Origin of the sequence: Streptomyces misionensis (genome assembly GCF_007896895.1) — a bacterium.
Classification (GTDB): Bacteria; Actinomycetota; Actinomycetes; order Streptomycetales; family Streptomycetaceae; genus Streptomyces; species Streptomyces misionensis_A.
This window is the reverse complement of record NZ_VOGW01000028.1, coordinates 1-23,252: the sequence shown is the minus strand read 5'-3', so window position 1 is coordinate 23,252 and position 23,252 is coordinate 1. Positions and strand designations below refer to the sequence as shown.

At 74.0% G+C, this 23,252-nt stretch carries 24 protein-coding genes, 1 pseudogene and 1 riboswitch; of the genes and pseudogenes, 20 read left to right on the top strand and 5 right to left on the bottom strand.

Translation table 11 applies throughout. The annotated features are described in order from the left end of the window. Positions 1-561 precede the first annotated feature (561 nt). From FRZ03_RS40040 to FRZ03_RS04215, 10 genes are all read left to right on the top strand, one after another. Positions 562-684, top strand: a complete 123-nt coding sequence (locus FRZ03_RS40040; protein WP_261398547.1) for a putative leader peptide — start codon at positions 562-564, stop codon at positions 682-684. A gap of 121 nt (positions 685-805) precedes the next feature. Then, on the top strand, positions 806-1,696 hold the full coding sequence (locus FRZ03_RS04255; protein WP_146463786.1) for a glutathione S-transferase C-terminal domain-containing protein: 891 nt from the start codon (positions 806-808) through the stop codon (positions 1,694-1,696). A gap of 79 nt (positions 1,697-1,775) precedes the next feature. Beyond that, positions 1,776-1,886, top strand: a riboswitch (SAM riboswitch). A gap of 33 nt (positions 1,887-1,919) precedes the next feature. After that, positions 1,920-2,069 (top strand): hypothetical protein, encoded by a 150-nt coding sequence (locus FRZ03_RS38785; protein WP_186785246.1) that lies wholly within the window; start codon positions 1,920-1,922, stop codon positions 2,067-2,069. Positions 2,070-2,235: 166 nt separating this feature from the next. After that, positions 2,236-3,216 carry an amino acid ABC transporter permease gene (locus tag FRZ03_RS04250; RefSeq protein WP_146463785.1) on the top strand — a complete coding sequence of 327 codons (981 nt, stop codon included), beginning with the start codon at positions 2,236-2,238 and terminating at the stop codon, positions 3,214-3,216. Then, positions 3,213-4,001 carry an amino acid ABC transporter ATP-binding protein gene (locus FRZ03_RS04245; protein WP_146463784.1) on the top strand — a complete coding sequence of 263 codons (789 nt, stop codon included), beginning with the start codon at positions 3,213-3,215 and terminating at the stop codon, positions 3,999-4,001. Before FRZ03_RS04250 ends, FRZ03_RS04245 begins: the two co-directional genes overlap by 4 nt. 44 nt (positions 4,002-4,045) lie before the next feature. After that, positions 4,046-5,065, top strand: coding sequence for an ABC transporter substrate-binding protein (locus FRZ03_RS04240; RefSeq protein WP_146463783.1), 1,020 nt, complete (start codon positions 4,046-4,048; stop codon positions 5,063-5,065). A 139-nt stretch (positions 5,066-5,204) separates the two neighbouring features. Beyond that, the gene (locus FRZ03_RS40035) at positions 5,205-5,327 is read left to right on the top strand and encodes a putative leader peptide (protein ID WP_261398546.1); all 123 of its coding nucleotides are present in this window, start codon (positions 5,205-5,207) and stop codon (positions 5,325-5,327) included. Positions 5,328-5,468: 141 nt separating this feature from the next. After that, positions 5,469-6,698 (top strand): LLM class flavin-dependent oxidoreductase, encoded by a 1,230-nt coding sequence (locus FRZ03_RS04230; protein WP_146463781.1) that lies wholly within the window; start codon positions 5,469-5,471, stop codon positions 6,696-6,698. Positions 6,699-6,717: 19 nt separating this feature from the next. Next, the gene (locus FRZ03_RS04225) at positions 6,718-8,097 is read left to right on the top strand and encodes an NtaA/DmoA family FMN-dependent monooxygenase (protein ID WP_146463780.1); all 1,380 of its coding nucleotides are present in this window, start codon (positions 6,718-6,720) and stop codon (positions 8,095-8,097) included. Positions 8,098-8,783: 686 nt separating this feature from the next. Beyond that, a complete protein-coding gene (locus FRZ03_RS04215) occupies positions 8,784-9,446 on the top strand; it encodes an HAD family hydrolase (protein ID WP_186785245.1) in 663 nt (220 codons plus the stop codon). On the opposite strand, the gene FRZ03_RS04210 is transcribed toward FRZ03_RS04215, so the two are convergent. Next, complete coding sequence (locus FRZ03_RS04210) at positions 9,427-10,650, bottom strand: helix-turn-helix domain-containing protein (RefSeq protein WP_146463778.1); 1,224 nt, start codon at positions 10,648-10,650, stop codon at positions 9,427-9,429. The two genes, FRZ03_RS04215 and FRZ03_RS04210, sit on opposite strands and share 20 nt — an antisense overlap. Positions 10,651-10,842: 192 nt before the next feature. On the opposite strand from FRZ03_RS04210, the gene FRZ03_RS04205 reads away from it, so the two are divergent. The 5 genes from FRZ03_RS04205 to FRZ03_RS40030 all read left to right on the top strand — a co-directional run bounded on the left by FRZ03_RS04205 (position 10,843) and on the right by FRZ03_RS40030 (position 13,243). Further along, positions 10,843-11,241 carry a hypothetical protein gene (locus tag FRZ03_RS04205; protein WP_146463777.1) on the top strand — a complete coding sequence of 133 codons (399 nt, stop codon included), beginning with the start codon at positions 10,843-10,845 and terminating at the stop codon, positions 11,239-11,241. Further along, the gene (locus tag FRZ03_RS04200; protein ID WP_146463776.1) at positions 11,238-11,561 is read left to right on the top strand and encodes a hypothetical protein; all 324 of its coding nucleotides are present in this window, start codon (positions 11,238-11,240) and stop codon (positions 11,559-11,561) included. Before FRZ03_RS04205 ends, FRZ03_RS04200 begins: the two co-directional genes overlap by 4 nt. A 258-nt stretch (positions 11,562-11,819) precedes the next feature. Then, the gene (locus FRZ03_RS04195; protein ID WP_146463775.1) at positions 11,820-12,728 is read left to right on the top strand and encodes a radical SAM/SPASM domain-containing protein; all 909 of its coding nucleotides are present in this window, start codon (positions 11,820-11,822) and stop codon (positions 12,726-12,728) included. Positions 12,729-12,755: 27 nt separating this feature from the next. Continuing rightward, positions 12,756-13,100, top strand: coding sequence for a hypothetical protein (locus tag FRZ03_RS04190; protein ID WP_146463774.1), 345 nt, complete (start codon positions 12,756-12,758; stop codon positions 13,098-13,100). An 11-nt stretch (positions 13,101-13,111) separates the two neighbouring features. Beyond that, complete coding sequence (locus FRZ03_RS40030; RefSeq protein ID WP_261398544.1) at positions 13,112-13,243, top strand: hypothetical protein; 132 nt, start codon at positions 13,112-13,114, stop codon at positions 13,241-13,243. A gap of 42 nt (positions 13,244-13,285) precedes the next feature. Here the strand turns inward: FRZ03_RS40030 and FRZ03_RS40025 are convergent. Continuing rightward, positions 13,286-13,399 (bottom strand): annotated as a pseudogene (locus FRZ03_RS40025) (helix-turn-helix domain-containing protein); the annotation flags it as partial. 58 nt (positions 13,400-13,457) lie between these two features. Between FRZ03_RS40025 and FRZ03_RS40020 the strand changes: the two are divergent. Next, positions 13,458-13,694, top strand: coding sequence for a hypothetical protein (locus FRZ03_RS40020; RefSeq protein ID WP_261398543.1), 237 nt, complete (start codon positions 13,458-13,460; stop codon positions 13,692-13,694). A gap of 112 nt (positions 13,695-13,806) precedes the next feature. Here FRZ03_RS40020 and absR1 read toward each other — a convergent pair whose 3' ends face one another. Next, positions 13,807-14,892 (bottom strand): beta-glucuronidase AbsR1, encoded by a 1,086-nt coding sequence (gene absR1 / locus FRZ03_RS04175; protein WP_146463773.1) that lies wholly within the window; start codon positions 14,890-14,892, stop codon positions 13,807-13,809. Between the two features lie 95 nt (positions 14,893-14,987). On the opposite strand from absR1, the gene FRZ03_RS04170 reads away from it, so the two are divergent. Then, on the top strand, positions 14,988-16,739 hold the full coding sequence (locus FRZ03_RS04170; protein WP_146463772.1) for a LuxR family transcriptional regulator AbsR2: 1,752 nt from the start codon (positions 14,988-14,990) through the stop codon (positions 16,737-16,739). A gap of 24 nt (positions 16,740-16,763) precedes the next feature. Here FRZ03_RS04170 and FRZ03_RS04165 read toward each other — a convergent pair whose 3' ends face one another. Beyond that, the gene (locus tag FRZ03_RS04165) at positions 16,764-19,367 is read right to left on the bottom strand and encodes a CHAT domain-containing protein (RefSeq protein WP_146463771.1); all 2,604 of its coding nucleotides are present in this window, start codon (positions 19,365-19,367) and stop codon (positions 16,764-16,766) included. A gap of 82 nt (positions 19,368-19,449) precedes the next feature. On the opposite strand from FRZ03_RS04165, the gene FRZ03_RS04160 reads away from it, so the two are divergent. From FRZ03_RS04160 to FRZ03_RS04150, 3 genes are read left to right on the top strand one after another with little or no spacing between them, the layout of a single operon-like run. Beyond that, the gene (locus tag FRZ03_RS04160; protein ID WP_146463770.1) at positions 19,450-20,874 is read left to right on the top strand and encodes a S8/S53 family peptidase; all 1,425 of its coding nucleotides are present in this window, start codon (positions 19,450-19,452) and stop codon (positions 20,872-20,874) included. Next, complete coding sequence (locus FRZ03_RS04155) at positions 20,871-21,509, top strand: RNA polymerase sigma factor (protein WP_186785244.1); 639 nt, start codon at positions 20,871-20,873, stop codon at positions 21,507-21,509. The genes FRZ03_RS04160 and FRZ03_RS04155 overlap by 4 nt, the downstream gene beginning before the upstream one ends. Positions 21,510-21,517: 8 nt before the next feature. After that, complete coding sequence (locus FRZ03_RS04150) at positions 21,518-21,994, top strand: hypothetical protein (protein ID WP_146463867.1); 477 nt, start codon at positions 21,518-21,520, stop codon at positions 21,992-21,994. A 9-nt stretch (positions 21,995-22,003) separates the two neighbouring features. On the opposite strand, the gene FRZ03_RS04145 is transcribed toward FRZ03_RS04150, so the two are convergent. Further along, positions 22,004-23,230 (bottom strand): cytochrome P450, encoded by a 1,227-nt coding sequence (locus FRZ03_RS04145; RefSeq protein WP_146463768.1) that lies wholly within the window; start codon positions 23,228-23,230, stop codon positions 22,004-22,006. Positions 23,231-23,252 lie beyond the last annotated feature (22 nt).

Below are 23,252 nucleotides of genomic sequence, written 5' to 3'. Positions count from 1 at the left end.
CTCGGCCATGGTCCGTGATGCCCCCACCTGCCGCAAAATCACCGTTTCTTGTGCCGCTCCACCGCCCGCCCACGCAAAAAACTGAGGTCGGGCCCCCCGTGCGCCGCGATATCTCCAGAGACCCCGAGCCGCCGACCGTCCGTCTCACGTCCCGCGCGTTCCGGCCCCCGTGGCCTCCGGTCCCGACCGTCTCGTGTCTCGCGCGTCCCGGCCTCGGCGGGCACGCCCCTGTCCGTGTCGCGGCCAGTGCGCCCTGGCCCCCCGGCGGTCCCGGTCCCGTCCGCCTCGTGTCCCGCGCGTTCCGGCCCCAGTAGCCTCCGGTCCCGATCGCCTCGCGTCCCGCGCGTCCCGGCCTCGGCGGGCACGCCCCTGTCCGCGTCGAGGCCAGTGCGCCCTGGCCCCCGGCGGTCCCGGTCCCGATCGCCGCGCGTCCCTTGCGTCCCGGTCCCGGCGACCCCGGCCCGGACCCGCCCGCGGTCCCATCGGTGGAAACCCCCTTGACGCCGTGCCCGGCGGGATCGACACTCCTGGGAGGGAATCCTAGTGAACAGGTAGGGAATCATGGCGCGCCTCGAAGCGGTCGTCGGCCGAGCGGGCCGGACGCCGCCGCGCACCCCGCTGCTCACCTCCCGACGGCACATCGACCTGCTGCGCGTCTGCAGCGCCATCGGCGCCCGGCGCTGAGTCCGGGCGGGGTCCCACGGACCCGGGGCCCGCGCCGCACCAAGCCTCCGGCGGTTCCGCCGCCACCCTGTGACGGCCCTTGCCGACGCGCCCCTCGCACGCCCACGACCCGGGGAGACGCATGACCATCGCTCCGCTCGCCGCCGTCCCGCCCGCCCAGCGCGGTGCCGCGCCCCTGTTCCGGGGCAGGCTCGGCCGGGACGCGCGCAGCGGCCACTACGCCGTGGCCCACCGCTACCGGCTCCATCTGTCCACCGCCTGTCCCGCCGGACTCCGCCTCGCCGTCGGCCACACCCTGCTCGGCCTGGACGACAGCTGTCCGGTCACCTTCCTGCCCGCGCTCCCGGACGGCGACGACGGCGGCCACGCCGTGCTGCGCCCGCTGTACGAGGCCGGCGCCCACCACTACACCGGCCCGGCGCTCGCCCCCGTGCTCAGCGACGACTGGTCCGGACGGATCGTCAGCAACCACGCCCCCGACATCCTGCGCGACCTGGACCGCTTCCCGCGCACCGGCCGCGGCCCGCTGTTCCCGCCCGGCCTGGAGTCCGTGATCGAGGCCGTCGAGCGGATGTGCGGCGAGGGCATCGAGGACGCCGCCCAGCGCGCCGGAGCGGCCGGTGCCGGCCCGGCCGAACGGACCGCCGCGCTCGACGTGCTGCTGGACACCCTCGGCCGTCTGGAACGGCGGCTGGCGGGGGAGGAGTACCTCGCCGACGGCCGGCTCACCGCCGCCGACATCGAGCTGTGGGTCTCGTTGGTACGGCTCGACACGGTGCACCGCTGCCACCTCGACGCCCACGCCGTGCAGCGCGTCGCCGAGCACCGGGCCCTGTGGGGCTACGCCCGCCGGCTAACCGCCCACCCCGCCTTCGGCCGCCACCTCGACCTCGACGGCATCGCCCGCCGCCACCAGGACAGTTGCCGGGGTCTGGAGGCCGCCGGAGCCGCCGTCCAGATCCTGGACTGGGCGGCCCACGCGACCGGCTCCCCGGACGCTCCTCGCAGGTGAGAGGGGCCCCGACTCTGTCCAACAGGCGGACGGACGTTGACATTCGCGGCGCCGGCTGCCTTACTTGCGGCTCAAGTACGGTCATGAGCGTCAGCGCCAAGCCCTGGCTCGCTGACCGGCAACCCTCGCGACGCGGTGGGGTGCCCCAGGTGACGACCGGACCGGACGACGACTTCGGTAAGCGCGGAGGCCCCACGGGGCCGCGACAGTGACAGGTGACGCCATGTACGCAGCCGGCAGGACGGCCCCGAGCCGCCCCCAGGGCTGCGTACCGCCGCGCCCCGCGCTGGTCGCCGACCGCGCCGTCGACCTGCTCCGCGTCAGCAGCGCGCTGTGTACCGCGCCGGGCGCCGCCACCGGCCGCCGGGGCTGAATCCGCACCTTCCCGCCCCGGCAGTCGCAGGCCCCGCTCGCCGTCTTCCCGGATCAACTCCGTTTCGTCTCCCGTGTGTCGCGACGCGCCGCGGGCCCGCGCTCCCGCGGCGGGCCGCGTGCGGTCCGTCGCGCGCGGGACGTCCCGTCCTTCGCCGGAGCCCGCCATGAGCCGACCCCTTGGCGCCGCCGTCTCCCTCGCCGAGACGCCGCCCGCCCAGTCCCCGCCAACACCCCTCACCGCACAGCGCGTTCAGCCGCTGCGCCGGCCCGGGCGGTGGATCGCCACCGCCGTCGTGCTGGTGCTCGTCGCACAGATCGCGCACAGCCTGGCCACCAACCCCTTCTACCAATGGGGCCGCTTCCGCTACTGGTTCCTGCGGCCCACCGTCCTCGACGGGCTGCTCGTCACCCTCGAAGTCGCCGCGCTCAGCGCCGCGTTGGGGCTCCTCGGCGGCGTGCTGCTGGCCCTCGCGCGGCAGTCCGGCAGCCCGGTGCTGCGCGCCGTCGGCTGGACCTACACCTGGCTGTTCCGCTCGGTGCCGCTGATCGTCGTACTGATCTTCCTCTACAACTTCTCCGCGCTGTACAAGACGGTGAGCCTCGGCATCCCCTTCGGGCCCGCCTTCGTCACCTTCGACGAGTCGAGGCTCGCCACCGACATGACCGTCGCCGTGATCGGGCTCAGCCTCAACGAGGCGGCGTACGCGGCCGAGGTGGTGCGCGGCGGGCTGCTCTCCGTCGACCAGGGCCAGCACGAGGCGGCCGCCGCGCTCGGCCTGCCCAAGGGCTACCAGTTCACCCGGATCGTCCTTCCCCAGGCCCTGCGCTCCATCGTGCCCAACTACGTCAACCAGCTCATCGGCCTGGTCAAGAGCACGTCCCTGGTGTTCTACGTGTCCCTGCTCGACCTGTTCGGCTCGGTGCAGACCATGGGCAGCACCTACCCCGGCGACATCGTGCCGCTGCTCCTCGTCGCCACCGTCTGGTACCTGATCCTGACCAGCGCCGTGTCCGTCGTCCAGTACTACGTCGAGCGGTACTTCGCCCGGGGCGCCACCCGCGCCCTGCCGCCGACCCCGTTGCAGAAGGCACGCGCCGGCCTCTCCGGATTCCGGGCCCGGCTGCGCAAGGAGGCCGCCGTATGACCGCCACCGCCACCGCGCAGGCGGCCCCGGCCGCGCTGGAGGTGCACGACGTCCACAAGTGGTACGGCACCCACCGCGTCCTGGACGGCATCGACCTGACCGTGCGCCCCGGCGAGGTCACCGTCGTCATCGGGCCCTCGGGATCGGGCAAGTCCACGCTGCTCAGGGTCGTCAACCACCTGGAGAAACCCGACATCGGCCACGTCAGCGTCGGCGGTGAACTCATCGGGGTCCGGCGCGTGGGCGGGCGGCTGAAGGAACTCGGCGAGCGCGCCATCCTCGCCCAGCGCGGCCGGATCGGGTTCGTCTTCCAGAACTTCAACCTCTTCCCGCACCTGACCGTCCTCGACAACGTGGCCGCCGCCCCCGTCGCCACCGGCCGCCTCGGCAGACCCGAAGCCCGGGAGCTCGCACGGGAGTTGCTCACCCGGGTCGGCCTGGGCGACCGCACCGGCGCCTACCCGCGCACCCTCTCCGGCGGCCAGCAGCAGCGGGTCGCCATCGCACGCGCCCTCGCGCTGCGCCCCGGCATCATCCTCTTCGACGAGCCGACCTCCGCGCTCGACCCGGAACTCGTCGGCGAGGTCCTCTCCGTCATCAAGGACCTCGCCACCAGCGGCACCACCCTGCTGATCGTCACCCACGAGATCGGCTTCGCCCGCGAGGTCGCCGACCGGATCGTGTTCATCGACGGCGGCCGGATCGCCGAACAGGGCCCGCCCGCCGAGGTGTTGGACCACCCCCGGCACGAACGCACCCGCGACTTCCTCGCCCGGGTCCTGTGACCCGCCCCCGACGACCGACGCACCACCGAACGACAAGGACCGCCATGCCCAGCCACCCCTTCCGACGCAGCCTGACCCGCGCCCTGGCCGCGGCCACCGTGGTCGCCTCCCTCGCCGGGACCCTCGCCGCCTGCGGCGGCGACAGCGAGGCGGCCACCACGACCGACGCCGCCGGCACGGTGACCGTGGGCCGGGTGTCCAACGGGGCCGCGAAACCGGTCGAGTTGAAGGTTCCCGAGGTCAAGGCCCTCAACGCCGAACTGCCCGCGGCCGTCCGCCGGAGCGGCACCCTGAAGATCGTCGTGGGCGCGCTGCCCGACGGCTTCCCGCCGCTCGCCTACATCGGCGGCGACCAGAAGACCCTCACCGGCGCCGAGCCCGACCTCGGCCGTCTGGTCGCCGCGGTCCTCGGGCTCAAGCCCGAACTGTCCAACGCCACTTGGGAGAACATGTTCGTGGGCATCGACAGCGGCAAGGCCGACGTCGGCTTCGCCAACATCACCGATACCGAGGAGCGCAAGAGGAAGTACGACTTCGCCTCCTACCGCAAGGACAACGTGGGCTTCGAGGTGCTGAAGAAGAGCACCTGGAACTTCGACGGCGACTACGAGAACCTCGCCGGGAAGACCGTCGCCGTCGACAACGGCACCAACCAGGAGAGGATCCTCCTGGAGTGGCAGCGGAAGCTGAAGGCGCAGGGCAAGACCCTCACGGTCAAGCACTACGCCGGCAAGAGCGCCACCTACCTGGCGCTGACCGGCGGCCGGATCGACGCCTACTTCGCGGCCAACCCCGGCGTCGCCTACCACGTCACCCGCACCGCCACCTCGCCCGCCCCCACCCGCAGCGCGGGCACCTACTCCGGGGCGGGTGCGAGCCTCCAGGGGCTGATCGCGGCCACCACCAAGAAGAACAGCGGCCTGGCGAAACCCATCGCGGACGCCGTCAACCACCTGATCAAGAGCGGCCAGTACGCCAAGTGGCTGGCCGCCTACAACCTCTCCGACGAGGCCGTGGCCACGTCCCGGGTCAACCCGCCCGGCCTGCCGCTCAGCGACTCCTGACGGCGGACGGAAAAAAATGCCCGAGCCGCGGACCACGGCCGGGAACACACGGCGGGGCAAGGACGTTGTGACTCACGACGAGATGCGCGAAGGCGCCGCGCAGGCGGCCCGCCGAGCCCGGTGGACGGAGGTGGCGGACATGACCGAGGACCCGAGGCGCGTCCCGTGTGCCCGCGTCCTGAGCACCGCCCGCTCCGCCGTGCTGCACTCCCGGCCCCACATCGACCTCCTGCGCGTGGCCGGCGCGCTCTGTCGCCCCTGACGCCCCTTTCCCCGGTCAGTCCCCGGTTCCTCCGGTCCCGCCGGCCGTGCGGGCCTCCCGCACCGCCGCGCCCCCCGCCGTACCCCGTCACCGGTGTGTCCGGCATGCCCTCGTACGGACACCCAGGAAGGCCACCGACTCGTGTCCTCTGCACCCGACTCCCGCGACCCCGACCACCTCCACCTCGCCGTCGCCCTGGACGGCACCGGCTGGCATCCCGCCTCCTGGCGCGAGCCGGTCGCCCGCCCCGGGGACCTGTTCACCGCCGGATACTGGGCCGACCAGGTCGCCGAGGCCGAACGCGGGCTGCTCGACTTCGTGACCTTCGAGGACGGCCTCGGCCCGCAGTCCTCGCGCCTGCTGGAGCCCGACGACCGCACCGACCAGGTCCGCGGCCGGCTCGACGCCGTTCTCGTCGCCGCCCGCGTCGCCCCGCTCACCCGGCACATCGGCCTGGTCCCGACCGTGGTGGCCACGCACACCGAGCCGTTCCACATCTCCAAGGCGATCGCCACCCTCGACTACGTCAGCACCGGCCGCGCGGGCCTGCGGGTCCGCATCAGCGCCCGCCCCGACGAGGCCGCCCACTTCGGCCGCCGCACCATCGGCCGCATCGAGGCCCCCGACAGCCCGGACGCCCAGGAACTGGTCGGCGACCTGCTGGACGAGGCGGCCGACCATGTGGAGGTCGTGCGCCGGCTCTGGGACAGCTGGGAGGACGACGCCGAGATCCGCGACCGGGCGACGGGCCGCTTCATCGACCGGGACAAGCTGCACTACATCGACTTCGAGGGCCGCTTCTTCAGCGTCAAGGGCCCCTCCATCACGCCCCGCCCGCCCCAGGGGCAGCCACTGGTCACCGCCCTCGGCCACCGCACCCTGCCGTACCGGCTGATCGCCCGCCAGGCCGACCTCGGGTACGTCACCCCGCACGACCCGGAGCAGGCCCGGGCGATCGTCGCCGAGATCCGCGCCGAGCAGGAGGCGGCCGGACGGGCGGGTCAGGCCCTGCACCTCTTCGGAGACCTCCTCGTCTTCCTGGACGACAGCCGCGCCGCGGCCGCGGCCCGGCGGGAGCGGCTGGACGCGCTCGCGGGGGAGCCGTACACCGGCGACGCCCGGATCTTCACCGGTACGGCCGCCGAACTGGCCGACCTGCTGGAGGAGTTCGCGGCGGCCGGGCTGACCGGCTTCCGGCTGCGGCCCGCCGTCGCCGGGCACGACCTGCCCCGCGTCAGCCGAGACCTGGTGCCCGAACTCCAGCGCCGGGGCCGCTTCCGCACCGCCTACGAGGCGGACACCCTGCGCGGACTGCTCGGCCTCGCCCGCCCCGCCAACCGCTACGCCGCAGCAGCGGCCACCGCCGTCTGAGCCGGAGGACCGTACGACCATGAGCAAGCCGCTGAAGCAGATCCACCTGGCCGCCCACTTCCCCGGCGTCAACAACACCACCGTGTGGAGCGACCCGGCCGCCGGCAGCCACATCGAGTTCGACTCCTTCGCGCACTTCGCGCGCACCGCCGAACGCGCCAAGTTCGACTTCCTGTTCCTCGCCGAGGGGCTGCGCCTGCGCGAACAGGGCGGGAAGATATACGACCTGGACGTGGTCGGCCGCCCGGACACCTTCACCGTGCTGGCCGCCCTCGCCGCCGTCACCGACCGGCTCGGGCTGACCGGCACCATCAACTCCACGTTCAACGAGCCCTACGAGGTGGCCCGCCAGTTCGCGAGCCTCGACCACCTCTCCGGCGGCCGCTCCGCCTGGAACGTCGTCACCTCCTGGGACGCCTTCACCGGTGAGAACTTCCGCCGCGGCGGCTTCCTGCCGCAGGAGGAACGCTATTCGCGGGCCAAGGAGTTCCTGGCCACCGCCAACGAGCTCTTCGACTCCTTCGGCGCCGGCGAGATCCTCGCCGACCAGGCCACCGGCACCTTCCTGCGGGACGCCAAGGCCGGCGCCTTCGTCCACCAGGGGCAGCACTTCGACATCCACGGCCGGTTCAACGTGCCGCGCTCCCCGCAGGGCCGCCCGGTGATCTTCCAGGCGGGCGACTCGGACGAGGGCCGCGAGTTCGCCGCCTCCGGCGCGGACGCCATCTTCAGCAGGTACGCCGGGCTGGCGGAGGGCCGGGCGTTCTACGCCGACGTCAAGGGCCGGCTCGCCAAGTACGGCCGCCGCCCGGACCAGTTGCTCATCCTGCCCGCCGCGACCTTCGTGCTCGGCGACACCGACGCCGAGGCCGCGGAACTCGCCCGCGAGGTGCGCAGGCAGCAGGTCAGCGGGGCCACCGCCCTCAAGCACCTGGAGTTCGTCTGGAACCGCGACCTGTCGGCGTACGACCCGGAGGGACCGCTGCCCGACGTCGACCCGGTGGTGAGCGAGGAGCACATCTCCCGGGGCCGTGCCCAGGTGCGGATGTACCGGGACCCGGTCGCCATCGCCCGCGAGTGGCGGCAGCTCGCCGAGGCCAACAAGTGGTCCATCCGCGACCTGGTCATCAACACCGGCAACCGGCAGACCTTCGTCGGCGCCCCGGAGAGCGTCGCCCGCTCCATCAACGAGTTCGTGCAGGCGGACGCCTCCGACGGGTTCATCCTCGTCCCGCACATCACCCCCGGCGGCCTCGACCCGTTCGCCGACAAGGTGGTGCCGCTCCTCCAGGAACAGGGCGTCTTCCGCGCCGACTACGAGGGCACCACCCTGCGCGACCACCTGGGCCTGGCCCACCCCGACTCGGGCGCCCCGGCCGCCGAGCGGGCCGCGTCGTAGAGCCCGGCGCAACGGCGGTGCCGCGCCGGTCCGCCTCCTCGGCGTCTGCCGTGGGCCGTCGCGGTCCTGCTGTTCGTCGGCGGTGCGATCGCGGTCGTGTACGCCCTCGTCGACCGCGACCGCGACCGCGACCGCACGGCCCGCCGGCTGGCGGCGGAGACGGCCCGGTGCGGCACTGCGGTGTCGACGCTGGCGGGCGATGTCCGAACACTGAGGGCGCAGGTGAAGACGCGCAGGGGCCGGCGGGTCCGGCTGGCCCGCAGGAGCCGCAGGGTGCGAAGGGCGACACCGGCGCGACAGGCGAGCGCGGTCCGGCTGGGCCGACATGCCCGGACGGGTAGTCCCTCCAGACGCCGTCATGGGGCCCGAATGCTGGTCTGCCGCCCGGATGGCGCCCCAGACCCGGCCCCCAGCAACAGCACCGCGCAGGGCTCGCCAGCGCTGGACCGGCCGCGCCGCCAGTACCGTTAGGCCGCGGGCAAGATCCGGGCGCGGTCGGCCGCTGCCCACTCCGCGAGCAGCGCGTTGTACCGAGCGGGCTCGGCGCTGGCGTACGGCCGGCCCCACGCCGCGCGCGCCAGCCGACGTATGTCCTCGTTCACGACCGCGGCAGGCCGCACGGGGCCAGAGACGGCGGGATCGGGGGACATGCCACCAGCGTATTGGCAGGCCCGTACTCTGATCCCATGATTCGCGCTGTGATCTTCGACGTGGGCGAGTGCCTCGTGGACGAGACGACCGAGTACGGCACCTGGGCCGACTGGCTCGGCGTTCCCCGCCACACCTTCGCGGCGATGTTCGGCGCCGTCATCGCCCAGGGCCGCGACTACCGCGAGACGTTCCAGGAGTTCCGGCCCGGCTTCGATCTGTACGCCGAGCGGGAGAAGCGCGCTGCCGCGGGGAAGCCGGAGCACTTCGGCGAATCCGACCTGTACCCCGACGTCCGTGACGCGCTCGCTGCGCTCCGTGCGGACGGGCTGTGGCTCGGCATCGCCGGGAACCAGACGGTCCGCGCCGGCCGGATCCTGCGCGAGCTGTTCGCCAACGACGTGGACCTGATCGGAACCTCGGACGACTGGGGCGCCTCGAAGCCGGATCGCGCGTTCTTCGACCGGGTCGCCGAGAACGTTCCGGCCGAGGTGGACGAGATGCTGTACGTCGGCGACCGCATCGACAACGACATCCGCCCGGCCGCCGCTGCCGGCATGCACACCGCGCTGGTGCGGCGTGGCCCGTGGGCGACGATTCAGTGGAGCAGCGAGGACGCAGAGAAGCTCCCGACCTTCAGGGTCGAGAGCCTCCTCGAACTGTCCGGGTTGATCGCTCAGTTCAACGCGCAAGCGCGCTGACCGTCGTAGACCAGCCGTACAGCCGGTCGTCCAGGTCGCGGACACAGCGCTCGTGCCGGTGCGGCGCCAGAGCGCGCCGTACCTCCCGCACCCGGTCCATGCCCATCGCGTACCACGTGCGTTCCAGCTGATCGAGCGCGCGGACCGCGTACCCGCAGGCGGCCTCCGGGTCCCCGGCCGCAGCCTCAACGGCGGCCAGGTCGCCGAGGACGACCGCGCTCTGCTTCTCCTCCGACGGGCCGAGCGCGTCGAGGACACCGAGGAGCGTGGTCCGGGCCTGCGGGAGATGCCCGGCCTTCAGCTGGGTGTTGCCCTTGAACGCCGCCAGGCGCACGGACGAGAACCAGTCCAGCCACTCGGGTGACTGGTGTTCGCTGCCGCGCGCGAGGACGTCCTCGGCGTGCCCGATCAGGTGCAGCGCAGTGCGAGTGTTGCCGCAGCGGGTCTCGCACTCCGCTTCCACCGCGTCCAGCCACGCCAGCAGCTCCGCCGATGCTGCCCCGCGCCGGGCGTAGGTCCGCGCGGCCGTCATCCGCTCCACTGCGGCATCCCGCTCACCCGCCCATGCCGGGATGAACGCGGTGTGCGCCAAGATCGCGGCGCCGAGGAGCACGTCGTCGGCCTCGCCGGCGGCCTGGAGCGCGCGGAGCAGGGTGCTGCCGGCGCGGTCGGACTCGCGCATGTCGAAGAACTCGATCCGGCCGGCGAGGAGGAGGGTCTCGGCGAGCGCCGCGGCGATCCGCGCGCGCGTCTGCCCCGCAGCCTCGGGGAGCAGCGCGCAGCCCAGGGTGGCGTGCGCGACCGCCGCGGAGTGAAGGGGGGCCGGGGCGACGGACCAGTACAGGCGCCGGTGGGAGCGGGTGACGGCCTCGTAGTCGTCGGCCGCGGTCGCTGGCTGCATGGCGACAGCCTGGGTGGGGATGGTGGCGAGCCCGACCGCTGCGGTGCCCGCGGCGAGTACGGTGCGCCGGGCCCGGTCGACGGGCGCGCCGGCCTGCGGGGCGAACCCGAGGGCCTCCATGTCCTGTCCGAGGAGCCGGGTGAGGGCCTGCTCCTGCTCGGGGTGGGGCCACGGTGGGCTGGCGGACTCCCAGCGGCGAACCTGTCGGACGCCGACGCCGAGCGCGTCGGCGAGTGCCTGCTGAGAGTGGTAACCGGCGGCGATCCTGGCCGCCTTGAGCCGATGGTTTCCTGTCGCGGCCACAGCAGCACCTCCACGGTCCGGGCCCGTACTGGGTAAGTGTGCGGCCAAGTCCTCTGGTTGGGCAACGGGCGCCCATTCAGCGCATAGAAAGTCCTCTTCGGTGCGGACAAGAGTCCGCTACAAGTCCTCGATGTGACGTTGCATCAGGGCCACTCTGGTTCGCACCCGATCAGAGCGCCGAGGAGAACCGCGATGCCGAGTACGCGACTACCGTCCGCCGCAGGGGCCGCCACCCTGTACGACGCCGGACACGGCTGGGATGCCATCCGCGTCCCCCGCAGCGTCGGCCTCGCCGCACTCGCCATCCTCGGCCCCCGCTGCGGCGCCGCCATCGAAGACCCCCTTACCGCCGCGGGCGTCGTCCACTACTTCGTCCCCGCTGGTACCGCCGACAAGTGGACCGTCGTGAACACGACGGCACTCGGGCGCGGCGCCGCGCTGATGATCCCGCCGTCGCGCCGCACGGAAGGACCGGGGCCATACTGGCGGGTCTGCCCGGGGGAGGACGGCTGGCTCACCGACCCGGACGCCCTGGCCGCCGCCATCGCGGATGCTTTCGGCCCGCGCATCGGAGAGGGTCAGGCCGGATGACGACCACTTTCCACCCGCTCGCCCTCCTCCCGGTGCTCCCGTACAACACCCTCACGGAGCGCCAGGCCCGCGGCCTCGCCTGGGCATGGGACGGCGAAGACCTCACCACCATCGGCCCGCTCGACCTCGGCGAGCGCTCGATCCGCCGCATCGACAGCCGCACCAGCTGGTTCCCGCGCGCGTGCCGCCGGTGCGCGGAGCGGGAAGCGCTGAAGGCAGTGGTGGAGCACGGCCAGTCGTGCGAGCAGTGCGTGGACGACCACACCCGGTGCCCCACGGGCCTCCGCTTGGTCCGCACGGTAAGGGCGGCCCGCCGATGATCTGCGCCCGCTGCGACGAGCAGATCAAGGGTGAACCGCTGAAGGTCGCCGTGGAGACCGGGAGTGGCGTGAGCAGCACCATCTACATCTGCCCCACGCCGTGCCCGCCGTCCCGGCAGCAGCGATACCCCGTGAAGTAACCCCTGAACCGCGGCCTCGCCGACCCCCTGGAGGGGAGGTCGCAGGGTCCGCCGCCGGCACCCCCGTCCCGGCGGCGGGCCCACCACCCGCACACGCCAACAGGAAGGAAGTGCAGGGATGAGTGCTGCCCAAAGCCTGCTGAAGTTCGCGTGGCTAGAGATCACCGGACTGTGCAACGAGAACTGCACGCACTGCTACGCGGACTCCGGCCCCAAGGGCACCCACGGCACCATGACCGTCCAGGAGTGGGTGAACGTCCTGGACCAACTCGCCGACATGGGCACGCTGGACGTCCAGTTCATCGGCGGCGAGCCCACGCTCTATCCCAACCTTCCCCAACTCATCGAGCACGCCCACGGCCGCCGTCTCGGCATCGAGGTCTTCTCGAACATGACCCACATCGGGGAGAACCTCTGGGACGCGTTCCAGCGGTGCGGAGTCAAGCTCGCCACGTCCTACTACTCCGACGCCCCCGAAGAGCACGACCAGGTGACGCAGCTCCGAGGCTCGCACCGCAAGACGCGCGCGAACATCCAGAAGGCGCTGGACCTCGGCATCCCGTTGCGGGGCGGAGTCGTCGCCACGCGCCAAGGCCAGCGTGTGCAGGAAGCCGTACAGGACCTCACTGGCCTCGGTGTCCAGCAGGTGGGCGGCGACCGTATCCGCGCCTTCGGCCGGGCCGGCCAGGGGGCAGCGCCGACTATCAACGATCTTTGCGGGCATTGCGCACATGAGAAGTGCGCGATCCTGCCGGACGGCACCGTGAGCCCGTGCGTGCTGGGGCGCTTCCTCTCGATGGGCAACGTCCTCAACACCCCGCTCGCGGACATCTGGGGCGGTCCACAGATGACCGCCGTTGCCGCGGCCATCGAGGGTGTGCACGGTCCTGGCGCCGCACGCTGCACCCCGCCGCAGTTCCTGCCCATGTGCGGCCCGTGCGGGCCGTGCGTCCCCTCTGTGGGGCACTGCGACCCGCAGGAGGCCGGCGGCGCCCCGGACGCGCCTACCATCGACGCGTCGGTTTGACCCGCTTCGATGATCAGGAGTGCGCGCATGGACGATCACGGCGACGACTTCGGCCCGTGGGGCTGGGAGGACGAGAACAACATCCATCGGACCGAGGAGGAGTGGACCATGATCGCCGTGTACGTGCGGCACGCGGCCAACAAGCTCGGCCCGCAGCTGCCGTTGTGTCTGCCTGGAGAGCCGCAAGAGTGCGGTCGGCCCGCTCAGCAGCACGTCGTCGCGTGGTCAGCTCACCTGAAGGCGCTCGCTCATCACCTCATCGAGCAGTCGACGCCCAGCGAGGCGCGCGGGGCTCACGCGGCCGGCCCGCTGTATCAGCGGCGGCTGGCCGAGCTGCGCGCATCCACCGCGCTGACGCACAGCGCGCATTGAAGGGAGGCCACATGCCCAACTCCGAGTGGATCGACCCGCGGTACGCACAGCTGGTCGCGGCGTGGAGGGAAGCGCAGCAGCCGACGTCGCGTGACCCGGAGCCCAGGGCCGCGCGCGGGTTCATCGTCCCGCCGAAGGGCTGACAGCACACCGGCCCGGCCGGTGCACCCGGCCGGGCCGGGCCTTCAGCGGACGAGGCCGGCGAGGGGCACGTCGAGGGCGTCGGCGATGAGTGGCAGGTGGTCGATGGACGTCGGGTGCGTGCCCTGCTCGATCCGGTTGATCGTCTTGCGGTCGTGGCCCGTCGACTCGCCTCACTTCTCCTGGCTGAGGTGACGTCTCCCGCGAACTGCACAGATGGCATCCTCCGACAGCCCGGGGGCGGCTCAGCCCCCACCAGGGCCCCTCACCGATCTTTGGCGCGCCCGCAGCGACTGCGTCCGCCGCGACCTCGACCACGCCCGCGCCGAAGACCTCGCGCAGCTGGAAGCCGCCGGCCTGATCCTGATAGTCGAACGGCTCCGAGGTCTGCTCACGGACATCCTCGAACTGGTGGACGACGTCATTGCCGCAGGTGAGGCGTCCGGGCGCTAGGTCCCCCCAGCGCCCGGACGCGTGGCGTGGTCGCGGACATCACCTCCCCCGTGGGTGACGTCCGCGACCACTCCCCCGGTGCCGGACTATGGCTTGTCCCCTCCGCATGCCCTCACCAGCACATCACCGCCGTCTGCCCCGACCCCCACGTGGAGTACAGACGGACCCGGACGACGTAGCGGCGCCCGCGGACCAGCCGGACCCGCACGGCCGCGTTGTCCGGGGTGCCGCCGTCGTCGTGGCCGGCGAGGAAGCGCGGTTCCCCCTCCCGCTCCTCGAAGACCACCAGCACGGTGTCGGCGTCGCCGAAGGTGCCCACGGTGTAGTCGCGGGTCTCCGGCGGCTCGACGCGGAAGTCCGCCTGCTCGCCCGGACCGAGGGCCAGTGGCGCCGACCGGAACGGCACCAGCGGCTTCGGCCCGCACCCGCCGGCCGGCGGATACCAGCGCAGGACGAACTCCCGGTCCAGGTCGGAGGGTGTGCCGGCCGGACGCAGCCCCCCGCGGTACCGCTCCGGCTCCAGCACCAGCCCCGGTCCGAACGGCAGGGCCATCACCGAGCACGGGTCCCACACCGCGCCCCTGGACTCCCCGGCGTCCAGCGCACGCAGGACGTTGGTGTCCGTCGTCTCCCGGCTCCAGTGGTTCGGCGGGCCCGCCAGCTCCGCGTAGACGGCCTCGTCGTCCCAGTGCAGCCCGGCGGACGGGTTCTGGTGCTCGTGAACCAGGCCGAGCGCGTGCCCGATCTCGTGCAGGACCGTGCCGCGCTCCCCCTGCGCGGTCACGTCCCACCCGAGATTCATGGTGCGCTCGGCCCGGCCCACCGCCAGCGCCTCCCGGCCCACCGCGGACCAGGACCCCCCGCCGGCCTGGAACCCGATCCGCAGCTCGGCTTCCCCCCGGTCGCCGACCTCGGTGAAGACGATGCCCACCCCCAGTGCCTCCCACTGCGCGAAGCACTCGCGGACCACGTCCCGCTGCTCCTTGCCGCCGGCCCACGGCACCCGGCGCAGCTCCCCGGTGCCGGGCACCGGGATCACCGAGGCGTCGGAGTCGGCGTCGAGGAAGCAGTAGTGCAGCACCGTGCCGTTGACCCACATGCGCCGCCCGGCGAGCAGCGCGCCCAGCCGCTCGGCGGTCAGCCCCGGTCCGAAGGACGGGGCCGGCTGCCGCGGTAGCGAGCACAGGCGTCGGGTCATGCGGCAAGACTGCCCGCCCGCCCGGCGCGGGCGCCTGAGTCGGGGGCTACTCAAGTCGCCCTGTATCAAACCTGAGTACACGTGCTCTGTCAGGTGTGAGGACTTACGAACAGGACGCGAAGACCCTCGAACTGCCCTGGCCGTTCACCGGCCGGGAGGACGAACTGGAGCTGGTGCGGGGGGCGTCGGCCACCGGCCGGCCCGGCATCGTGGTGACCGGGCCCGCGGGACGCGGCAAGACCCGGCTGATCACCGAGGCGGTCCGGGGCACGGAGCACGCCCGGGTGACCGGCACGCCCGAGGCCCGCCACCTGCCGTTCGCGGCGTTCGCGCACCTGCTGGACGGCACCGGCTCGCTGCACGGCGCGGTGCGGGCGCTGGCCGGGGTACGGCTCCTCGTCGTGGACGACGCGCATCTGCTGGACGAGGCCTCCGCGGCGCTGGTCCACCAGCTCGCCGTGCACGGCCGCACCCGGCTGATCGTGGCCGCGACCGACGGCATCCCGGCGCCCGGCGCGGTGTCCCGGCTGTGGACCGGCGAGGTGCTGCCCCGGCTCGCGCTGGCCCCGCTGCCCGCCGAGGACACCGCCGAACTCCTCGCCGGGGCCGCCCTCGAACCGCTCACCGTGCGCCGGCTGCACCACCTGTGCCGGGGGGATCTGCGGCTGCTGCGCGACCTGGTGACCGCGCTCGTGACCGGCGGCCGGCTCGTCCCCGTGCCCGGCACCGGCGAGCGGGCCTGGCGCGGGCCGCTGCCGGTCACCCCGGCCGTGCGCGAGCGCGTCGCGGCGGTGCGGGAGGGGACCGGTCCCGGTGCACGCGCGATCCTCGAACGCCTCGCCTTCGCCGAACCGGCGACGCTTCCCCTCGGCGACGTCGAAGACCTCGACGGCGCCGGCCTGTCCGGTGGTTCCTGGCTGGACGTCCTCGAACGGCTGGAGACGGACGGGCTGATCGTCGTGGCCGACGACGGCGCCGTGGCACTCGCCGACCCGCTGCACGGCCCGGCCCTGCGCGCCACCACCGGAAGCCTGCGCGCCCGCCGGCTGACGGGCGGCCCGGACCGGCACGTGGCCGCGCTCGCCGCCGAACAGCGCGAGCTGGTACGGCGGACGGCCGAGCTGGACCTGCGGCCGGTGCCCACCCCGGTGGGGGACTGGCTGGTCGCCGAGGGCGGCCCGGTCCCGGCCGGGTACGCCGCCGTACGGGCCCGGCACGCCCGGCTGCGGGGCGAGGTGCGGGACGCGGCGGCGTGGGCGCGCGAGGGACTGTGGCGGGAGCCGGGGCACGCCGGGTGCGGCGCCGAACTCGCGCTCGCCACGGCCGAGACCGGCGGGCCGGGGCAGAGCGGGTCCGACGGCGACGACGGCTACGCGCGCCGCATCGCCGTACGGCTCGGCCTGCCCGCCGGCTCGCTCCCGCCGGGCAGCGTGCTCGCCCGGCACGCCGAGGCGCTGGCGCGGCGGGACGGGGCCGCCCTGGACCGGGTCGCCGCGGCCCTGGAGGAGCGGGGCCTCCTGCTGTTCGCCGCGGAGGCGCACGCACAGGCGGTACGGGCGCACCGGGACCCGCGGGCCGCCCGGCGCTCCCGCACCCGGGCGCTGGCGCTCGCCCGCCGCTGCCAGGGCGCGCGCACCCCGGCCCTGGCCGGGCTGGTGCTCGGCGAACTCACCGCGCGGCAGCGGCAGATCGTCGCCCTCGCGGCCTCCGGGCTGAGCAACCGGGAGATCGCCGAGCGGCTGACCCTGTCGGTGCGGACGGTGGGGAACCACCTGTACGGCGCGTACACGCGGCTCGGCACCGGGGACCGGGGCGCGCTGCCCTGCCTGGTGGGGGAGACGGCATAGCCGCACCGCCCCCGCGCCCCGCGGCTACGCCGCTCCGAAGGCCGCGAACGCCCAGCCCGTCGCCTGGTGGACCGTGTCGGAGGGCAGGGTGGTGCGGGCGTCGCGCAGGGCTTCGGCCAGCGAGAGGCCCGCGGTGAGGCCCTTGTGCAGGGCGAGCATCAGCGGGATCACGGCGGCGTCGTTGACCGGGGCGCTGCTGGCGACCACCCCGGCCGTGCCCAGTGGCAGCAACGCGGTGACCAGGCCGAGGAGTTCGTCGGCGCCCACCGAGGCGAGACGGGCGGTGTCGCAGCTGGAGAGGATGATGCGGTACGGGCTGCGGTCGAGGCGCTCGAAGTCGTGCACGATCAGCGGGCCGTCGGCCATCCGCAGCGCGGAGAACAGCGGGCTGTCGGCCCGGAACGTGCCGTGGGCGGCCAGATGCGCGAGCCCCGCGCCGTCCAACTCGCCGAGCACCCGGGGCACTTGGGCGTCCGCTCCCTCCAGGACCGTCGCCGTGCCGTAGCGGTCGGCCAGCTCGGGGACCTCCGCGCCGCCCGTGGCGAGACCCGGGCCGCGGACCAGGACGGTGCGGCCGCCTCGGGGCGGCTCCGTCTCCCGGGCGCGCAGCCAGCTGCCCGCCGACGGCGACACGCTGAGCACCCGGTCGCGCAGCGCGGGCAGCAGCGCCCAGGGCACCCGGTGCAGCGCCCCCGGCGGCACGATCACCACCGGCCCCGCCCCCAGGTGCGGCACGGCACCGCCCAGCAGCAGCTCCTGGAGCCGTTCGCCCGCCGCCTCCACCAGCGGCAGCCGCGCCTCCGCCCCCGGATGCGCGAGCCGGCGCAGCCCCGCCTGCACGTACTCGGCCTCGGTCACCGCCTCCGCGAGCGGTCCCGCGGCGAACCGCCGTACCCTGCCCTGCCCGCACAGCAGCACATGCACGCGCCCGTCGACCACGGCGAGTTCGACCAGCCGGCCGTCGCCGAGCCGGTCCAGCAGCCGGGGCACGTCGAAGCGGTTCCCCTCGTGCGGGACCGAGCCGCGGATATGGCGGGTGCGGGAGCGGATCTCCCGTTCCAGGCGCCGCTGTTCCCGCTCCAGCGCCGGGACCGGACGGCCCTCCATCCGGGCCTCCTCCGCACGGGCCGCGATCTCCCGGTAGGCGGTCAGGCCGCTGAGCAGCGCCGGGTCGGCGGGCGGCCGGGTCGGCGGCGCGGACAGCACCGTCGCCCGCCACCGTTCGCTCCACTCCAGCAGCCGCCGGGGCCCGCCGTGGGTGAGGCTCACCTCCTGCGCCAGCGCGGCCAGTTCGGCGCCCTGCGCGGTCACATGGGCGCGCAGCTCCGAGGCGCCCAGCGTCATCCGGTGGTCGTCCAGCACGTCCAGGCCGCGTCGGCAGGCCTCCAGGACGCCCCGCCGGGAACCGGCCGCACGGGCCCGCAGCGCCTGCGCCGCCCAGCCGGTCACCCGGGCCGGCGCCGGACCCGCGTGCCGGCCGCGGGCCGCCACCGCCAGGTGCCGCTCCGCGTCCGCCGTCCAGCCGAGCGCCAGCGCGATCCGGCCCGCCAGCAGCGAGGCCTCGGGCGCGGCGGGCGAGCCGAAGGAGGCCAGCCGCTCGGCCACCGCCGCCGCGTCCGCCACCAGCCGGCCCGAGCGGCGTCCGGCCGCCACCCGCGCCTCGATCAGCACCAGCCGGGCGTGCGTCTCCCACCACAGCCGCCGCTGCGCCGCGAACAGCCGTACCGCGACGGCCGCGCGGGCGATCGCGGTGGGCGCGTCCCCGGCCGAGCGGGCCGCCCGCGCGGCGGCCAGCAGCAGTTCGGCCTTGCGGGTGGACTGCCCGCCGATCCGGTCGAGCAGGGCGATCGCCGCGTCCGCCTCGGCCAGCGCCTCCGGGGCGAGCCCGGCGGCCATCAGCACCTCGCAGCGCCGGATGGACAGCATGTAGGTGGGCGTGCCGAGCTTCGCGTACCGCTCCTCCGCCTCGTCCAGCAACCGCAGCGCCGCCGGGACGTCACCGGAGCGGAACGCGGCCAGCCCCCGGCTCTCCACCGCGTCGGCCTTGTCGTGCTCCTGGCCCGTGGTGTCCCACAGCCGCTCCGCCGCCGTGAAGTCAGCGTCGGCCCGTTCGACCGCGCCGAGCGCGAGATGCACGGTGGCCCGCAGGGTCAGCGCCCGCGCGGTCCAGATGTCGTCGCCCAGCTGCCGCAGCACCGGCAGCGCCCGCCGGACGTCCTCCAGCGCCTCCCGGTGGTGCCCCAGCACCCACCAGACGTAGGCCCGCCGGTACAGCACCCGGGCCCGGGTGTGGCCGGTGCCCCGCGCGACGCCCCGTTCGAAGGACGCCAGCCCCTGCCGTGTGCGCCCCGCATGCACCAGTGCGACCCCCAGCGTCGCCAGCACATCCGCCTCACGGTCCGCGGAGTCCGCGCGCGCGGCCAGATCCCGCGCCCGCCGCAGATGCCGCAGCGCGATCCGCAGATCGCCGAAGTCCCGCTGCCAGATGCCGAGCACCTGGTGGGCGATGCTGGCGGGCAGCGGCGCCGGGGCGGCTGCGAGCACCAGCTCGGCGCGCGCCCTGGCCTCGCCCGGGTCGGCGAACACCATGGGCAGCAGTTCGAGGACCGGCTCGCTTCCCGCTGTCACGCCTCGCATGGTAGTGGCCTGTATCAGACGGCGGACCGGCGGCTCTCACTCTCGTAGACCGTCTTCAGGGGGATGACACGGCATGGCACCTCAGCGATTCCACGAGCAGTTCGACCACATCCAGCGCTCGATGCCCGATGTGCCGCTGGCGATGGGCCCGGACGACGACGCCCATCTGCTGTACGAGAAGGGCGTGGTCCTCGCCCGGTCCGGTGAGGAGGCCCGGGCTGTCGAGGACGCCGTGCGCGCCCACTTCACCGAGACCCGGGGCCTGCTGCCCGACCATGTGCGCCGCGACGGCCCGGAGCGCGGCCGCGGCGGTGTCACCCGCATCCGGGTCGGCGACCCCGCCGGCGGCGAGGACACGGTGCCGCACGCCCTGAGCGCCCTGCGGGCGGCCGAGGACCGGCACGGCCGCCGGCTGGTGAGCCGCAACCACGTGGTGCACATCGCGGTGAACGCCTGCCCGGGCGACGAACCGGTGCCCATCGCCCGCAGCGGATCGCCCAACCCCGCCGCCGCCGGGACCGCGCACGACCCGCGCACCGCCGTGCGGGTACTGGTGGTGGACACCGGCCTGGTGAGCGACCACCGCGCCTACCCGCTGCTCGCCCACACCAGCGGCGACACCCAGGCGACCGAGACCGACGACGGGGGAGTGCTGCGCCAGTACGTCGGCCACGGCACGTTCATCGCCGGCATCCTCGCGGCCGTCGCGCCCAACACCGACATCACCGTCCGCGGCAGCCTCAACGACGCCGGCGCCGTGCTGGAGTGCGAGTTCGGCAGCAAGCTGTTCGAGGCCGTCGAGCAGGACGGCTGGCCCGACGTCATCAGCCTCTCCGCGGGCAGCCCCGCCGCGGGCCTGCACGGGCTGCTCGGACTGGAGGCGTTCATGCGCGAACTGCGCGCCCACCGCACCCTGTTGGTGGCCGCCGCCGGGAACAACGGGAGCGACGTCCCGTTCTGGCCCGCCGCCTACGCGGCCATGCCCGAGTACGCGGACAGCGTGCTCTCGGTCGGCGCGCTGCGCTCGGACGGCGAGGGCCCCGCCTGCTTCAGCAACCACGGCCGCTGGGTCCGGGTCTACGCCCCCGGCGAGCGCCTCACCAGCGCCCTCACCGGCTTCGCCGACCCTGTGCCCTACCTCTACCAGCACTCCACCTACGACGACTGCCGGTTCGGCTTCGACTACTCCTGCACCTGCCGGTACCCGCGTCACACCGGTGTGCTGAGCGAGGACCGGGAGAGCACCGGGAGCAAGCCGGACCAGGTGATGTTCGACGGACTCGCGCAGTGGAGCGGCACCTCCTTCGCCACACCGGTCGCCGCCGGACTCGTCGCCGCCCTGATGACCGCCGACCGGGAACGCGACCCGCGCAGGGCGGGCCGCCGGCTGCTGGCGCGGGCCACCGACCGCACCGACGTGCGCGGGGTACGGATGCCCGCGCTGCGCCCGCCGACCTGGCGCCCCGTCCCGGTGCAGGCCCCGGCGCTGCCCGCATGAGGGCCGGAACCCTCCGCTCCACGGCGTACGATGACGAGCCGTACACGAGGGGTGGAGCCGTGGACCGAACAGAGGTCGGCGCGCTCGTCAGGTCCGCCGTCGACGGGGACGCCGCGGCCTGGAAAGCGCTGGTGGAAGGCATGAGTCCGCTCGTCTGGTCGGTGGTGCGCAGCCACCGGCTCTCCGAGGCGGACGGGCGCGACGTCTACCAGACGGTGTGGTTCCGCTTCGCCCAGCACCTGGGGCGGATCCGGGAGCCCGACAAGACCGGCGCCTGGCTGGCCAGCACCGCCCGCCACGAGTGCCTGAAGGTGCTCAGGGGCAACACGCGGCTCACCCTGACGGACGATCCGCAGGTCCTGGACCGGGCCAGCGAGGACCGTACGCCGGAACAGACACTGATCGACTCCGAAGAGGCGGCGGACCGGGCCGAGCGGGCCCGCCGGCTGTGGCAGGAGCTGGACGAACTGGGCGAGCGCTGCCGCCAGTTGCTGCGGGTGCTGGTCGCCTCGCCGCCGCCCAGCTATGTGGAGATCTCGGCCGCGCTCGGCATCGCGGTCGGCAGCATCGGCCCCCTGCGCCAGCGCTGTCTGCGCCGGCTGCGGGCCCGGATGGACCAACGGGGTGCGGCGTGAACGGTGAGATGAACGGTGCCGGGGGATTTCCCCACGGGGACGACGGAGGCGAGGCGGAGGACGCGCTGCTGGAGGAGGAGCTGCGGCAGGCGGCGGCCGTCCTGGACCCCGTACCCGACGCCCTGCGCCAACTGGCGCTCGACGCCTACGCGTTGCACGACCTGGACGCGAAGATCGCCGAGCTGACGTTCGACTCGCTGGTGGACGCGCTGCCGGTGCGCGGGGTCACGGACGCCCCGCGCATGCTGACGTTCCGCGCGGGTCGGGTCACCGTCGACGTCGAGGTCACCGGGGACGGGCTGATGGGCCAGGTGATGCCACCCGGCTCCGCGCGGATCGAGGTGCTGGGCGGACCGGGCACCGCCCGCCCGGTCACCGTCGACACCCTCGGCCGCTTCACCAGCGAGGACCCGCCGTCCGGGCCCTTCGCGCTGCGGTTGCGCACCGGCACCGAGGTGATCGTCACCGAGTGGCTGCGGGCCTGACCGGACGCCTCACCAGGTGACCGGCAGGGTGAGCGGCCCGCGGATCATCGTCTGCCGGCGCCACCGCACCTCCTCGGGCGGTACGGCGAGCCGCAGCCCCGGCAGCCGGTCCAGCAGCGTGTCCACCAGCAGTTCGAGCTGGAGGCGGGCCAGGACCGCGCCGGTGCAGTAATGGTGGCCGTTGCCGAAGGCGAGGTGCGGGTTGGGGTCCCGGTCCGGCTCGATGCGGTCCGGGTCGGCGAACAGCGCGGGGTCGCGGTTGGCGGCCAGGTAGGAGACGTAGACCGGCTCGCCCGCCGCGATCCGGTGCCCGGCGATCTCCACGTCCTCCAGGGCGATCCGGGCGAGTCCGACGGTGCTGCGGTGCGGGATCCAGCGCAGCAGCTCGTCCAGGACCGGGCCGCGCTCCGCGGGCCGCGCGCGCATCCGCTCCATCAACTCGGGCCGCGTCAGCATGAGATACAGCATCTGCCCGCAGTTGTGGGTGACCGCCTCGCCGCCGATCTGGAGCGGGCCGGCGAGCCCGACGGCCTCCTCCTCGCCGATCTCGCCGCGCGCCACGGCACCGGCGAGCATCGAGTAGACGTCCTCGCCCGCACTGCGCGCCCGCGCCCGGACGATGGCGGTGATCCAGCCGTACAGGCCGTTCTTGGCCCGGTCGGCGGCCTCGGCACCCCCGGTCAGGGAGATGATCTGCCGGGTCCAGGCGTGCACCTGCTCCCGGTCGGTCTCCGGTACGCCCATCACCTCGCTGACGACGTAGAGCGGGAACGGCTCCAGCACCCGCTCGACCAGGTCGGCGGGCGGGCCCTCGCGCACGGTCCCGTCGACCAGCTCGTCCAGGATCTCCTGGGCGCGGGGCCGCAGCCGCTTCATCGCGCCGACGGTGAAGGCACCCGCGAGGGGCTTGCGCAGCCGGTTGTGGTCCGGCTGGTCGGCCCAGGCCAGCGAGCCGGGCCGGGGCGCGAAGTTCGGGGCCAGCCGGGTGACCTGGCCGCGCGCGACCTCCGCGCGGCTGAACCGCGGGTCGTTGGTGATCAGCTTCACGTGCTCGTACCGGGTGGCCAGCCAGGCCCACCCCTCGCCGAACGGCAGCCGGATCCGCGTCAACGGCCCCTCACGCACCAGACCCGCGAGCACCGGATCGAACTCCGTGCCCTCCAGATCGATCACGGGCCACTCCCGCACGGGCGGCGGCTCGTGACCGGTGGACGTGCTGGTCTCTATGGTCGTCATGCCCTCCACGATGGAGCGCGGG